At 37.4% G+C, this 13842-nt stretch carries 11 protein-coding genes; 4 read left to right on the top strand and 7 right to left on the bottom strand.

The window, feature by feature from the left end:
• Nucleotides 1-335 precede the first annotated feature (335 nt).
• From ispH to murJ, 6 genes are all read right to left on the bottom strand, one after another.
• Complete coding sequence (gene ispH / locus H4J39_RS13310; RefSeq protein ID WP_182228899.1) at nucleotides 336-1265, bottom strand: 4-hydroxy-3-methylbut-2-enyl diphosphate reductase; 930 nt, start codon at nucleotides 1263-1265, stop codon at nucleotides 336-338.
• A 44-nt stretch (nucleotides 1266-1309) separates the two neighbouring features.
• Nucleotides 1310-1744, bottom strand: a complete 435-nt coding sequence (gene fkpB / locus H4J39_RS13315) for an FKBP-type peptidyl-prolyl cis-trans isomerase (RefSeq protein WP_220462200.1) — start codon at nucleotides 1742-1744, stop codon at nucleotides 1310-1312.
• 32 nt (nucleotides 1745-1776) lie between these two features.
• On the bottom strand, nucleotides 1777-2289 hold the full coding sequence (gene lspA / locus H4J39_RS13320) for a signal peptidase II (RefSeq protein ID WP_404842694.1): 513 nt from the start codon (nucleotides 2287-2289) through the stop codon (nucleotides 1777-1779).
• Between the two features lie 220 nt (nucleotides 2290-2509).
• Complete coding sequence (gene ileS, locus H4J39_RS13325) at nucleotides 2510-5347, bottom strand: isoleucine--tRNA ligase (protein ID WP_182228900.1); 2838 nt, start codon at nucleotides 5345-5347, stop codon at nucleotides 2510-2512.
• Between the two features lie 115 nt (nucleotides 5348-5462).
• Nucleotides 5463-6389 (bottom strand): bifunctional riboflavin kinase/FAD synthetase, encoded by a 927-nt coding sequence (ribF, locus tag H4J39_RS13330; protein WP_182228901.1) that lies wholly within the window; start codon nucleotides 6387-6389, stop codon nucleotides 5463-5465.
• A 117-nt stretch (nucleotides 6390-6506) separates the two neighbouring features.
• Complete coding sequence (murJ, locus tag H4J39_RS13335) at nucleotides 6507-8102, bottom strand: murein biosynthesis integral membrane protein MurJ (protein WP_182228902.1); 1596 nt, start codon at nucleotides 8100-8102, stop codon at nucleotides 6507-6509.
• A 310-nt stretch (nucleotides 8103-8412) separates the two neighbouring features.
• Here murJ and rpsT point away from each other — a divergent pair, with 310 nt between their 5' ends.
• From rpsT to H4J39_RS13350, 3 genes are all read left to right on the top strand, one after another.
• Nucleotides 8413-8673, top strand: coding sequence for a 30S ribosomal protein S20 (gene rpsT / locus H4J39_RS13340; protein WP_182181619.1), 261 nt, complete (start codon nucleotides 8413-8415; stop codon nucleotides 8671-8673).
• A gap of 208 nt (nucleotides 8674-8881) precedes the next feature.
• Nucleotides 8882-10534 carry a dipeptidyl-peptidase 3 family protein gene (locus tag H4J39_RS13345; protein ID WP_182228903.1) on the top strand — a complete coding sequence of 551 codons (1653 nt, stop codon included), beginning with the start codon at nucleotides 8882-8884 and terminating at the stop codon, nucleotides 10532-10534.
• Nucleotides 10535-10690: 156 nt separating this feature from the next.
• On the top strand, nucleotides 10691-11185 hold the full coding sequence (locus H4J39_RS13350; RefSeq protein WP_182228904.1) for a peroxiredoxin: 495 nt from the start codon (nucleotides 10691-10693) through the stop codon (nucleotides 11183-11185).
• A 74-nt stretch (nucleotides 11186-11259) separates the two neighbouring features.
• Here the strand turns inward: H4J39_RS13350 and dinB are convergent, their stop codons facing one another.
• Entirely contained in the window at nucleotides 11260-12321 is a 1062-nt protein-coding gene (dinB, locus tag H4J39_RS13355) for a DNA polymerase IV (RefSeq protein ID WP_182228905.1), read from the bottom strand.
• Between the two features lie 249 nt (nucleotides 12322-12570).
• On the opposite strand from dinB, the gene H4J39_RS13360 reads away from it, so the two are divergent.
• Nucleotides 12571-13701 (top strand): HupE/UreJ family protein, encoded by a 1131-nt coding sequence (locus tag H4J39_RS13360; RefSeq protein ID WP_220462201.1) that lies wholly within the window; start codon nucleotides 12571-12573, stop codon nucleotides 13699-13701.
• Nucleotides 13702-13842: the final 141 nt, after the last annotated feature.

The raw sequence follows: 13842 nt of genomic DNA on the forward strand, positions 1-13842 counted from the left end.
TATAGAGTGAGAGGGAGAAAAATAAAAGAAAAAACACGGGCGAGTATACTTTTAAGTAATAAACGGTAAAAAAATAAAAATAAGATTTTACAGACAAAAATAAACGAAACTAAGCCTAGGGCGAAGAATTCGGTGGTAAACTTATATGTGTTAAAAATCACTAACGTGAACCGCATTAACCCATACCTTAAAATCTATTATTGAATAGCTAATTTACACAGCTACTATTCATGATAATAAGGTTAAGTAATGAATATTGTCATTAATGCACTTGAAATTTTACCGCTTGAAGAAGGATAAAATTATATTCAATCACTTAACCTAATATTTTAAGACTAGCGTAATTCTATGGGTACCGCAAATACAGTATTCTCTTCACGACCAGGATATTCGATAACCTCTTGACCACCAAAGTCTTTTAATGCATCAATAACTTGTTGGATAAGTATTGCAGGTGCTGAAGCCCCCGCAGTAACACCAATTTTTTTAATATTATCAAGCCACTGTGGTTGAATATCAGCAAAGGTATCGATCAAGTAAGAAGGTGTGCCCAACTTCTCAGAGAGTTCACGTAAACGATTAGAGTTAGAGCTATTCTTCGCCCCTACGACTAGAAGTAGATCAACTTCTGCAGAGATAGTACGCACAGCATCTTGACGATTTTGAGTCGCATAACAAATATCGTCTTTGCGTGGGCCCTTAATGAGCACAAACTTTTTTCTTAAGGCATCAATGACTTCAGAGGTATCATCAATTGATAATGTTGTTTGACTACAGTAATACAACTGAGATGGGTCTTTAACTTCAAGTGTTGCCACGTCAGCAACTGACTCAACTAAATAAATCCCACCTTGTTCACTTTCATACTGCCCCATAGTCCCTTCTACTTCAGGGTGTCCGGCGTGACCAATAAGAATACATTCAATATTTTTACGGCTCGTACGTGAAACTTCCATATGTACTTTAGTGACTAACGGACAAGTCGCGTCAAACACCTTCAGGCCACGATCTTTAGCTTGTTTACGTACAGCTTTAGAGACGCCATGAGCACTAAAAATAACGGTATTGTCATCAGGAACTTCAAAGAGTTCATCAACAAAGATTGCGCCTCGGTCTTTTAAGCCATCAACAACAAACTTGTTATGTACGACTTCATGGCGCACATAAATAGGTGCACCAAATAAGTCTAACGCTCTGTCTACAATACTAATTGCTCGGTCTACACCAGCACAAAAACCACGAGGGTTAGCTAAAATAATTTCCATGATTTTTTCCTGAAGGACTCAATACAAGTCCTAAGAGTTAACAACTATAAGACTTCAACAACGTCGATAACAAAAGTAACGGCTTGTCCAGCTAATGGATGATTGAAATCAATAGTTACGGATGTACCAACAATTTCTTTTACCATTCCTGGTAATTCTATATTCCCAGGTTGAGTAAACGTAATAATACTGCCCACTTCAGCAGGTACGTCACTACCAAATTTATCGGCGTCAACGTAATGGAAGTTGTCAGGGTTGGGCTCGCCAAAAGCATCTTTTGCTTCAAGGGTAAATTCTTTAGAATCTCCAGCAGCGAGTCCTAATAGTTGTGCTTCAAAAGCAGGTGAAATACTTGCATCGCCCATCACTATTTTAGCCGGTTTTTTATTAACTTTTGTACTGTCTGCAGCTGAGCCGTCAGATAGTTTCATGGTGATATGTGTGATAACTTGAGATTTTTCAGTAATTAACATAGTCATTATATTTCTCGTATACTCTTATCTATTAAGCGTTATTTGGTTTCAGATTTTTTTGCTGGTTCACCGTTCTTAAATGAATCAAAAATCATCACTGCTGCACCAATAAAAATAGCAGAATCAGCAATATTAAAAACGGGCCAATGGTTACCAGCAATATGAAAATCTAACATATCGATAACATAGCCAAATAATGCGCGGTCAATTAAATTACCCACTGCCCCACTTAGCATAAACGCTAAAGCAATACTCAATAATGGGTTTGATTTTGGCGTTTTAGCCAACCACACTAAAAATACCACACTAGCAACAGCAGCAATGATGGTAAAAAACCAACGTTGCCACCCGTCTTGATCCGCAAGAAAACTAAAAGCGGCTCCAGGGTTTTGAACATATCTTAAATCGAAAAAAGGTAAAATATTCATTGATTCGCCCAAGTCGAAAGCGTTAACAACTAAATACTTGGTTACTTGGTCAATGATCAAAAATAAAACAGTTAACCATAACCATTTAAAACCTGTTTCTGTAAAAAGTTTATTCATTTGCATATTTATGATTTTTCTATTTAATTTTTGATAGCGATAAAAAGATTATTGAAGCTTTTATTGGCATGTCAGTTGACAGCCTTTCCAGCAAAACTAATCAATAGAATATTGGCTTATTCAAAACTAGTTCATTCAAGAGTAAAGAGAAAGCACGGAGCCTAGTTCACTAGGTGAGTACTTTCGATGCAACTCTTGGATGAAATAGCAAAGAATACGCAAATATTTAGGCGAATTGGCGAATCTCGCCCTCACCCTCTACGTTAGTTATACAACGTCCGCAAAGTTCAGGATGCTTTTCATCTTGTCCTATGTCTTCAGTAACATGCCAGCAACGTTCACATTTAGTCCCCTCTGCTGGAGCAACAGTTAACCATAAACCTTCAATCTCAGTTGCTAAGACACCCTCTGGAGCGCTTTCAACCACTTCAACCGTCGCTTTAGAGGTGATCAGAACAAAACGAAGTTCTTCGCCTAACTGCTGTAATTTTTCAGCCAACTCAGCGGTAGTATATAAAGTAACTGACGCTTCAAGTCCTTTACCCACTTGCTTTTCTTTACGGGCATTCTCTAAGGCTTTGTTTACTTCAGTGCGCACCAGTAAAATTTCATTCCAGTAATCATTGTTTAATGCATTACTTGTTTCTGCTTTAGGCAAGCCATTAAACCAAACACCCGTAAAAACGAATTCATCACGTGTTTCACCAGATGGTGTCGGTAGCGCCTGCCAAATTTCTTGTGCAGTAAAAGATAAAATAGGTGCCATCCAACGAGTCATCGCTTCAGCAATTAAGTACATGGCTGTTTGACATGAACGACGAGCAGTACTGTCGTCTTTCGCGGTGTACTGGCGGTCTTTAATAATATCTAAATAGAATCCACCTAACTCGGTAGTACAGAAGTTCATCAGTTTATGAACAACTACATTGAATTCATATTCGTCATAAGCGCTAACAATTTCTTTTTGCAATTGTGCGGCTTTATCAATAGCCCAGCGATCAAGAGCAACCATATCGTCAAAAGCAACTGAATCTGTTTTTGGATCAAAACCATTAAGGTTTGATAATAAAAAGCGCGAAGTATTACGAATACGTCGGTAAGCATCAGCTTGGCGTTTAAAAATTTCGTCAGAGACGGTTATTTCTTGCGTATAGTTAACTGAAGCCACCCATAAACGTAAAATATCAGCCCCTAACTTACTGGTAATTTCTTTTGGAGTGATAACATTCCCTAAAGATTTAGACATTTTATGACCGTTAGTATCAACGGTAAAACCATGAGTCAGTACTTGTTTATAAGGTGCTTTACCATTCATCGCTACCGATGAAATCATTGACGACATAAACCAACCACGATGTTGATCTGAACCTTCAAGGTATAAATCTGCAACACCATCAAATTCTTCACGTGCATTAACAACAGAGTAATGTGTAGTACCTGAGTCAAACCATACATCTAAAGTATCAGGTACTTTGATATATTCTTTTGCGTCATCGCCAATAAGTTCAGCAGCGTCTAAATCAAACCACGCTTGAATGCCTTTTTCTTCAACACGTTTAGCAACTGTTTCAATTAACTCAATGCTACGTGGATGCAAAGCACCTGAATCTTGATGTATAAATAATGCCATTGGCACGCCCCACGTACGTTGGCGTGAAATACACCAATCAGGACGAGCTTCAACCATCAATTCAATACGGCGTTGCCCCCAATCAGGGATCCATTGGGTTTTTTCAATTTCGTTTAATGAATCTTGACGTAAGCCTTTTTTGTCCATGCTAATAAACCATTGTGGTGTAGCACGAAAAATTAATGGTGTTTTGTGGCGCCAGCAATGCGGGTAAGAATGCTCTATTGCATGGTGGTGTACTAAAGTGCCATGTTCTTTCAATGTTTCAACGACATTCACATTGGCTTTAAAAACATGTTGACCTGCAAATAATGGCGTATCTTCTAAATAAACACCATTCGCACCAACAGGATTTGCCACTTCAAGGTTGTATATTTTACCCACCACGAAATCTTCAACACCGTGACCAGGTGCTGTATGAACACAACCTGTACCAGAGTCGGTAGTAACGTGTTCACCTAAAATCATTGGCACAGTAAAATCATAAAAAGGATGTTTTAGTTGCACTAAGTCTAAATCGCTACCTTTACAAAAACCTAACGCATGGTATTTATCAATACCGAAACGGTCCATACAACTTGTGACTAAGTCAGACGCGATGATAAAACGTTCTTTACCTTGCTCGGTTTCACATTGTACTAGCGTATATTCAACATCAGCATTTACTGAAACCGCGCGGTTAGCCGGTAATGTCCAAGGTGTTGTTGTCCAGATAACAACTGAAACGTTGCCTTCACCTTGATGCCCCTCTGGATGATCAAACTTGTCAGCAACGCTTTGGTCAACAACAGTAAATTTCACATCAATCGCAGGAGACTGTTTATCTTTATACTCAACTTCAGCTTCGGCTAAAGAAGAACCACAATCTGTACACCAATGAACAGGTTTGAAACCTTGATGTAAATGACCATTTTCAGCAATTTTACCTAAAGCACGAATGATATTTGCTTCAGTGCCAAAATCCATAGTGAGATAAGGTTTTTCCCAATCAGCAAAGATACCTAAACGTTTGAAATCTTCACGCTGTCCAATAACTTGCTTGGCTGCATATTCACGACATTTTTCGCGAAAAACACTTGCTGAGACTTTATGCCCCGGTTTGCCAATTTTTTTCTCAACCATTAATTCAATCGGTAAACCATGACAATCCCAACCTGGAACGAATGGCGCATTGAAATCAGATAATGTTTTTGATTTAACAATAATATCTTTAAGAATTTTATTAACTGAGTGACCTAAATGAATATCACCATTTGCATACGGAGGACCGTCATGCAAAATAAATGACTTTTTACCTTTCTTAGCTTCACGAATTTGGCCATACAAGTCTTTCTCAGCCCACTCTTTTAGCATGTTTGGTTCACGGTTTGCCATGTTACCTTTCATCGCGAAAGAAGTAGCTGGCAAGTTTAGGGTTTGTTTATAATCACTCATTTAAATCATTATCCGTTGTTATATTCGCTAACTGGTGGTTAGCCTCTAATAAGTTAATAATAAAATCAACATCGGTTACATATTAATTTTATTATTAACTCACGTATCTGTTTATTTACAAGTTTTGAACAAAGGCCTTTGCCTGTTCGCTGTCTTGTGATATTTGCGTTGTTAATTCATCTAATGATGAAAATTTTATTTCATTTCTTAGTTTTTTCAGCATAACCACTTCAATGGTTTGACCGTATATATCTTTGTTAAAGTTAAAAATATGTACTTCCAATTGTTGTCTTATACCTGCAACCGTAGGCCTTGAACCTATGTTAGCCACACCATAAAAACAATCTTCAACCGTATTAACTTTTACAACAAACACACCTGAAATAGGCGAAACTCGTCTTTTTAATAGCACATTAGCTGTTGGAAATCCCAACTGCCGACCACGTTTATCGCCATGAAAAACACGACCTATAATGGAATAAGCACGACCCAGCATTTTTTCTACATCGGCTAACTCATTTTCTTCTAAGGCATTACGTATTTTGGTACTACTGATCCGACTGTCTTCAAGTTTAAAACTTGCGGTATCAGAAACAGTAAAATCAAATTTTTCACCTGCCTGTTTAAGTAAACTAAAATCACCAAGACGGTTCTCACCAAAACGAAAATCATCACCAATAATTAAATGTTTAATGCCTAATTGTTTTACTAATAATTGCTCTATAAATTCTGACGCGCTTTTACGGGCAAATTCTCGATGAAAGTTCACACAAATTAAGCGTTCTACACCCAGGTTTTTTAATAAAAAATATTTATCTCGCAAACGTGTCAATCTTGCAGGCGCCGTTTCAGGAGAAAATAATTCTTGTGGTTGTGGCTCAAAAATCATCACTGCAGGTGTACAGTTCAATGCTTTGGCTTTTTCAATTAAGGCTTTTATCACACGAGCATGCCCCAAATGAACACCATCAAAATTACCTATGGTTAACACACAGCCATGATCTTCAGCTTTAATATTGTGGATACCGCGTATTAACTGCATTTAATTAAAAAACCTAAATTTAACTTACATTGCTTTGCAAGTGTCGCCGTTGAAGAATAAAAACCGATAAATTATATATCACTCAAGCTTAAGAATCAGCACTTGAACGCAATTTCATCAATTTATTTTTACGTCTGCTTGAACTTTGAAATCTTTCACTCGTATTCCTAATGCAGCAATAGAAATAAAGTAACTGAGCATCCCCAAAGTAATACAAATAAGTAATTGTTGAATTTGCATAGCGGTACTCATGGCTAACCACCCTTTAAACGGTGGCGACAACCCATAAACCACTCCAGCCATTATGCCCGCGGAAAAAATAAGTCGAGCGAAAAACCACCAGGTGGTTTTCGACAGTACAAAAACATTGTTCTTTTTCAAGCCATGATAAAGCATCAACGCATTTAACGTTGCGGACATTGCCGTAGCTATCGCTAACCCTACATAACCAAAGAAAGGTGCCAGCATCAAATTGAAGACCATATTAGCAACCATTGCTTTAATACCTATTTTCACCGGCGTTTTTGTATCTTGTCGGGCATAATAGGCGGGCGCTAATATCTTAATAAACATAAAGCTTATTAATCCAGAAAGGTAAGCAAACAAGGCATAAGACACCTTTAATACCGTTTCTTCTAAAAACTCACCACGCATAAATAAAATCATAATAATAGGCTGAGCTAACACCATTAAGCCAGCAAGGGCAGGCCAACCAAATAGTGAAACAATCTTTAATCCCCAAGTAATCGTATCGCTAAACTCTTGGTTATTTTTCTTAGTATGAAGTTTTGCCAAACTTGGAAGAATAACTGTCGCAATACCAATACCAAATAATCCTAATGGAAATTCTAATAATCGGTCGGCATAATAAAGCCAACTGATAGACCCTGTCACTAAGATCGTCGCAATGACAGTATCAAGCAGTAAATTAATTTGTGTCACCGAGACACCGAATAAGGCAGGTACAATAAGCTTGCGTATTTTTGTTACGCCTGGCTCGTGCCATGCCCATTTGGGCTTAACAAAGACCCCTGCTTTAATCAAAAATGGAATTTGAAATAAAAACTGAGCTAAACCACCCAAAAACACACCCCAAGCTAATGCATAAGCCGGATTTTCAAAAAATGGTGATAGGTAGATTGCACAAGCAATAATACAAACATTAAGTAATACGGGAGTGAATGACGAAACAGCAAATTTGCCAAAGGTATTTAACACCGCGCCAGCAAGGGCAGTGAAACTAACAAACCATAAATAGGGAAAAGTAATTTTAAGTAAGGTGGATGCTAATTCAAACTGCTGTGCTTTAGGGCCGTCGTTAAGCCAGTCAACAAACCAGCCATAGCCAAACAATATAACAAAAAGTGGTGAAGCGACCATGCCAAATAGTGTCACTAAGGTGATTATGACCCCTAAAGTACCTGAAACTTGCCCAATGAGTTTTCGTGTTTCGCCTTCACTAACCCCTGTACCCGCTTGCTCATCTTTCGTATGATATTCACTCAGCACGGGGACAAAAGCTTGTGCAAATGCTCCTTCAGCAAACAATCGCCTGAAAAAACTGGGAATTTTGTTAGCAAAGAAAAAAACATCTGATGCTAAGCCCGCACCAATAATATTGGCGATAACAACATCTCGAACCAAACCGAGCACGCGGGAAACCAAAGTCATAAAACTCACTATCAGACCTGATTTTATTAACTTTTTACTCAACGAATAGCTCCAATAAATTGATGAAAACAGTAATTTTGCAAGATGTAATTTCTCATTAATATTATGCAGCTTTTTACTGGTTATAAACAAGTAAATGCAAAGAAGTTTTTAATCTATTTAAAATCCCGAAAATAACAGGTAAAATACCTGCATTATTTAGTAACCAATAATGATAATTATTATATAATGGTAAATTCATCGTTATTAAGTAAATTAAACCGGTAAAAGGTTTGACAATCGAGCTAAAAAAAGGCATATTTCCTCGCCTTAAATTTAGGCTATATATACAATCATATTTTAGGAGTTCACCTTGGCTAATTCAAAGCAGGCGAAGAAACGCGCGGTTCAATCAGAAAAACGCCGTCAACATAATGCAAGTCGTCGTTCGATGATGCGCACGTTATTTAAAAAAGTACTCGCTGCAATTGAAGCTGGTGACAAAGACACAGCATCTAAAGAATTTGCTGTTGCACAACCGATTTTAGATCGTTTTGCAAGCAAAGGTCTTATTCACAAAAATAAAGCCGCTCGTAGTAAGAGTCGTTTAAACGCTGCTATTAAAGCGCTTTAATTTTTGTTATTGAATTAAAAAACCAGCTTTTGCTGGTTTTTTTTTGCCTGTTTTTTACCTTCTTCTCATTCACCAATAAAACAACCTTGTTTTAGTCTTACTACGCTCCCTAACAGTAAGACCTTGCGCATCCTGCTATTTTTGGTAACCTCTTTGCGTTATATATAATAATTTCATCATGCATATACAAAAAAACGCGAGAGTAAAAATGAAACTAACAAAATTAGCTACGGGTCTTTTGCTCGCCACTAGTCTTTTAAGTGCTTGTAGTGAAAGTAATAATCAAAAAAATACCGCTCCCACTTTATTAGCTGAAGCAAAAAGTCGCTTAGACATTTATAAACCAGTCACGCTTACTGCTGATTTAAGCCATTTATCAGCAAACCAAAAAAAAATGATCGTATTACTTATTGAAGCTTCAGATATTATTGATGAACTTTTCTGGCAGCAAGCCTTTGGTGAAGACAAAGAAACCTTCCTTGCGAGTATTGAAGATGAGAAAGTACGTGAATTTGCTCGTATCAATTATGGTCCATGGGATAGATTAGACGGCGACAAACCTTTTTTAACTGGCGTAGAAGAAAAAGCACCTGGCGCAGAATTTTATCCAAGTGACTTAACTAAAGAAGAATTTGAGCAAGCCGATTTTACGGATAAAGATGGTCAGTATTCAGTGGTGCAGCGTAACAGTGACGGTCAGTTAACCTCTGTTGCATATTCTGAACTCTATAGCGACAGTATTAATCGCATTGCCGCTATTTTAGAGGAAGCATCAAGTTTTGCTGATGACAAAGAGTTTGCCAATTACTTAAATTTACGTGCCACTGCGATCCGACATGATGATTTCCAAGCTTCAGATTTTGCTTGGATGGACATGAAAAACAATCCAATCGATGTCGTTATTGGTCCTATTGAAACCTATGAAGATCAACTATACGGATACCGCACAGCTTTTGAATCTTATGTGTTAATTAAAGATTTAGCTTGGAGTAAAAAACTGGCTAAATACGCAGAGTATTTACCTGAATTACAAAAAGGTTTGCCTGTTAAGAAAGCATATAAGAAAGAAATTCCGGGCTCAGATGCAGACTTAAATGCCTACGACGTTATTTACTATGCAGGGCATTCGAATGCGGGTAGCAAAACAATTGCAATTAATCTTCCCAACGACGAAGTAGTGCAATTAGAGAAAGGCACGCGTCGTTTGCAACTAAAAAATGCTATGCAAGCTAAGTTCGATACCATCATGTTACCGATAGCCAGTACCCTTATTGTGCCTGAGCAGCGTAAAAATGTAACGTTTACCGCTTTTTTTGCAAACACCATGTTTCATGAAGTCGCTCACGGTTTAGGTATTAAAAATACCATTAATAATAAAGGTACGGTAAGAGAATCATTAAAGGAACTCGCCTCAGCATTAGAAGAAGGTAAAGCTGATATTCTTGGTCTTTATATGATCCGCCAGTTACTCACTAAAAACGCTATTGAAGAAGGCACTTTGCAAGATTATTACACAACCTTCTTAGCGGGTATTTTCCGTTCAGTACGCTTTGGCGCGTCGTCTGCTCATGGTAAAGCAAATATGGTACGCTTTAATTATTTCGCCGAACAAGAGGCATTTACCCGTAACGCAGAAGGTTTATATTCTGTCAATATAGATAAAATGACAGCAGCCATTGATTCGTTATCTGAATTAATTTTAACCTTACAAGGTAATGGCGATTATGACGGTGTTGCAGCACTTGTTGCAAAAAGTGGTGTTATAAAAGCTAATTTAACTGAAGACTTAGCCCGTATTGAAGCCGCTAATATTCCAGTTGATATTACGTTTAAGCAAGGTAAGCGAGTGCTAGGTTTATAGCACACTTAAGTTAATTGACGCCCTAAACTAACACCCTGTTAAGCCTATCTTTTGCGATAGGCTTTTTTTTGATAAAAATTGAAAAGTATTTCAACTTATAGCGGTCTAATAAGAACTCACTAAGATAACTCATCATTTAATACGAAAGGTTTATTCATGAAAACAGCTTTATCGATTTTTATTATACTGAGCAGCTTGTTTACTTTTAATGCTCAAGCAAATGACGACATCAGTGCCAAAGCCCCCAATTTTACTCTAGCAACTCAAGTGGGGAAAAGTATTTCTTTAGCTGACTATCAGGATAAACCAGTCATTTTACACTTTTGGGCGACATGGTGTCCCTATTGTAAAAAATTACAGCCAACTTTAGTGGCACTAAAAGAAAAATATGAAAACACGGGAATTGAGATTGTCGCCATTAGCTTTAATGAAGACGAAGGGGCTAAACCACAAGATTCAATAACTCAACGAGGTTATCAATTTATTACCGCTGTTGAAGGGGACAACGTTGCTGAGCTGTATAACGTAAAAGGCACACCAACAACATTTTTTATTAATAGAAGTGGTCAAATTGTTTTCAAATCAACCAGTTCAAATAGTACTGATCCACGTTTAGAATTAGCGATTAAAGAAATAATCAAAACAAAATAAGCAGAAAATAAAAAGTGGCGTCGCTTTACAAGTAAGCACTTACTTACACAAAAATCACTCACTGTCTCTGCTCGTTACCAACTTAGAGACAGTTGTTTTACCTCTTTCGCATCATGATGAGCAAAACCTAACGTTAAGCCAATTAAACGAATTCCCCTAGATTGGCTGCGTAAAAGCGCTTTAACGAGTAGTTGCTTAAATGTGCTTTCATCACACCCCTGGCTCTGCTGCTCTACCGTCGTTTGCGTAAAATCATTAAACTTAAGCTTTATGCCTTGTTTGCTTATCATCATGTGCTGATGCTTTTCTAACCGTAATAAAAGCTTCTGGTATAGAAGTTCAACGGCACTTTCACACTCTTTTTCACACGATAAGTCGTGGGCAAAAGTGGTTTCAATCGCTAACGATTTACGCACTCGGTCTGTTTCTAATCTACGGTGATCAATACCAAAGCTTCGCTGATATAGAGCGGGAGCAAACTTACCCACAATCGGTATTAATACCGCCACAGAGCTTGCACGAATATCCGCACATGAAGCAAAACCATAACCTAAAAGTTTTTGCGCGGTTTTAGGACCTATACCCGGAATTTTCTTTAAAGGTAAGTTTTCGACAAAACGACTGATGTCACTTGGTGTAACTACACATTGCCCATTAGGTTTATTTTCATCACTGGCAATTTTAGCAATAAACTTATTTGGCGCAACGCCTGCTGACGCAGTTAGCTGCAATTCATTAAAAATATCACGTCGTATTTGTTCAGCAATAAGTGTAGCACTGCCGTTAAACGCTTTATTATGAGTAACATCAAGAAAAGCTTCGTCGAGCGATAGAGGCTCAATCAACTGAGTATAACGTTGAAATATAGCTCTTATTTGCGCAGAAACTTCTTGATAAACAGACATTCTTCCTGAAACAATCACTAAATCTGGACACAGTTTCATTGCTTTTATTGCAGGCATTGCAGAACGTACGCCAAATTTTCTGGCTTGATAATTACAGGTGCACAATACGCTTCTTGGCCCATTTCCACCGACGGCAAGCGGTACATTACGCAACGTTTCATCGTCGCGCATCTCAACAGCAGCATAGAAGCAGTCCATATCTATATGTATTATTTTTCGGTTTTGAGTCATATTTTAATTATGCTAAATAGTGTTTATGAAAATGTGCTGCATTTTAAGTATTTACATCAATAGTGATGCACCGCTTAAAACCGTAAGACATTTTTATCAATAACCCATAGCGAAGCTGTACATAAAAACAGTATAACCTTTTGGTTTAATAATTCAATATAGAAATAATAGGTCGACACCTTTTAATTTCTCGTTAAATACGTTAATTTGTCGCATTATTTTTTTCCACAAATAGCCGGCATTACCTTTATGATAACGCGTCTTTTAAAAACTATTTTTACCCTGCTACTTTTATCACCTTGGATAGTTAATGCTCATAGCAATGAAGCCAATCAAGCAGAATTACAATTACTGGCAGATAATAAGTACCAACTAATAATGAGTATTGATCTTTTACATGTGATTAAGAGCCATCAAAACTCCTCGGCTGATGATGCTGAATTAGTGCATTATTTAAAGGGTTTATCTTTAATTGAAACGAAGCAGTTATTATCAAAAATAACATCAATAATAAACAAACAAAGCGCTTTTATTATTGATGAAAATAAATCGATTATTGCTCCATTTTCAGGATTAACTGTTGCTGAATTAAGGGATAGACTTCATCCTAATACGTCCAATAATCCTGTTAAGTTACTTTCACAAGGTGACTTACCTATTGCGGTAAACAATAAGATCGCACTCTCTTTCCCGCCACTATTAAGCGATATGTTGTTAACGGTGACCAGTCCCAAAAAGTCTTTAGTGTTATCAGGTAGCAACAGCCATTATTTTTCTATTGATGAAAACAAGACGGCTGTACGTGAGCTTTCAACAGCTGAAATGAAGTTACTGAACATTGTTGAGTATATCTATCAGGGCTTTGTCCACATTTTACCGCAAGGGCTTGATCATATTCTCTTTGTGTTAGCGTTGTTTTTATTAGCAACAAAAACATCAACTTTATTGTGGCAAGTAAGTGCCTTCACCCTTGCTCATACCATTACACTGGCGCTAGGTATTTTCGGCATCATTAACTTACCAAGTAGTATTGTAGAGCCGCTCATTGCTTTATCAATTGCTTATGTGGCTATCGAAAATATTTTTTATCATAAACTGACAAAATGGCGCTTACCGATTATTTTTGCTTTTGGTTTACTGCACGGCTTAGGCTTTGCTTCGGTATTAGTTACACTGGGTTTACCCGAAAGTGAGTATGTTAGCAGCTTAATATCATTCAATATCGGTGTAGAGTTAGGTCAAATAACGGTGATAATTTTAGCTTTATTGGCAACCCGATGGTGTGCTGATAAGCCTTGGTACCGAAAGTTCGTAGTTATTCCAGTAAGTGCACTTATTTCAGCTACAGCAATATACTGGGTTGTTGAACGGACCTTTTAACGAGAAAGGCAAGTAGTGTTCCCGATGTAGTCAAAGATAAATGTACTATAGGGAAAAACGACCTTAAGTCTGTTTAAAAAGACATAAGGCCGTTGGTGTTTTTAATATAATAGTTTGCACTACATCAATAAATAGTCAGCT

Origin of the sequence: Colwellia sp. Bg11-12 (assembly GCF_014076955.1) — a bacterium.
Taxonomy (GTDB): domain Bacteria; phylum Pseudomonadota; class Gammaproteobacteria; order Enterobacterales; family Alteromonadaceae; genus Colwellia_A.

Coding starts and splice junctions, on each gene's coding strand:
- ispH (WP_182228899.1), bottom strand. CDS start 1,265: ATGGAAATTATTTTAGCTAACCCTCGTGGTTTTTGTGCTGGTGTAGAC.
- fkpB (WP_220462200.1), bottom strand. CDS start 1,744: ATGACTATGTTAATTACTGAAAAATCTCAAGTTATCACACATATCACC.
- lspA (WP_404842694.1), bottom strand. CDS start 2,289: ATGCAAATGAATAAACTTTTTACAGAAACAGGTTTTAAATGGTTATGG.
- ileS (WP_182228900.1), bottom strand. CDS start 5,347: ATGAGTGATTATAAACAAACCCTAAACTTGCCAGCTACTTCTTTCGCG.
- ribF (WP_182228901.1), bottom strand. CDS start 6,389: ATGCAGTTAATACGCGGTATCCACAATATTAAAGCTGAAGATCATGGC.
- H4J39_RS13345 (WP_182228903.1), top strand. CDS start 8,882: ATGAAACTAACAAAATTAGCTACGGGTCTTTTGCTCGCCACTAGTCTT.
- H4J39_RS13350 (WP_182228904.1), top strand. CDS start 10,691: ATGAAAACAGCTTTATCGATTTTTATTATACTGAGCAGCTTGTTTACT.
- dinB (WP_182228905.1), bottom strand. CDS start 12,321: ATGACTCAAAACCGAAAAATAATACATATAGATATGGACTGCTTCTAT.
- H4J39_RS13360 (WP_220462201.1), top strand. CDS start 12,571: ATGATAACGCGTCTTTTAAAAACTATTTTTACCCTGCTACTTTTATCA.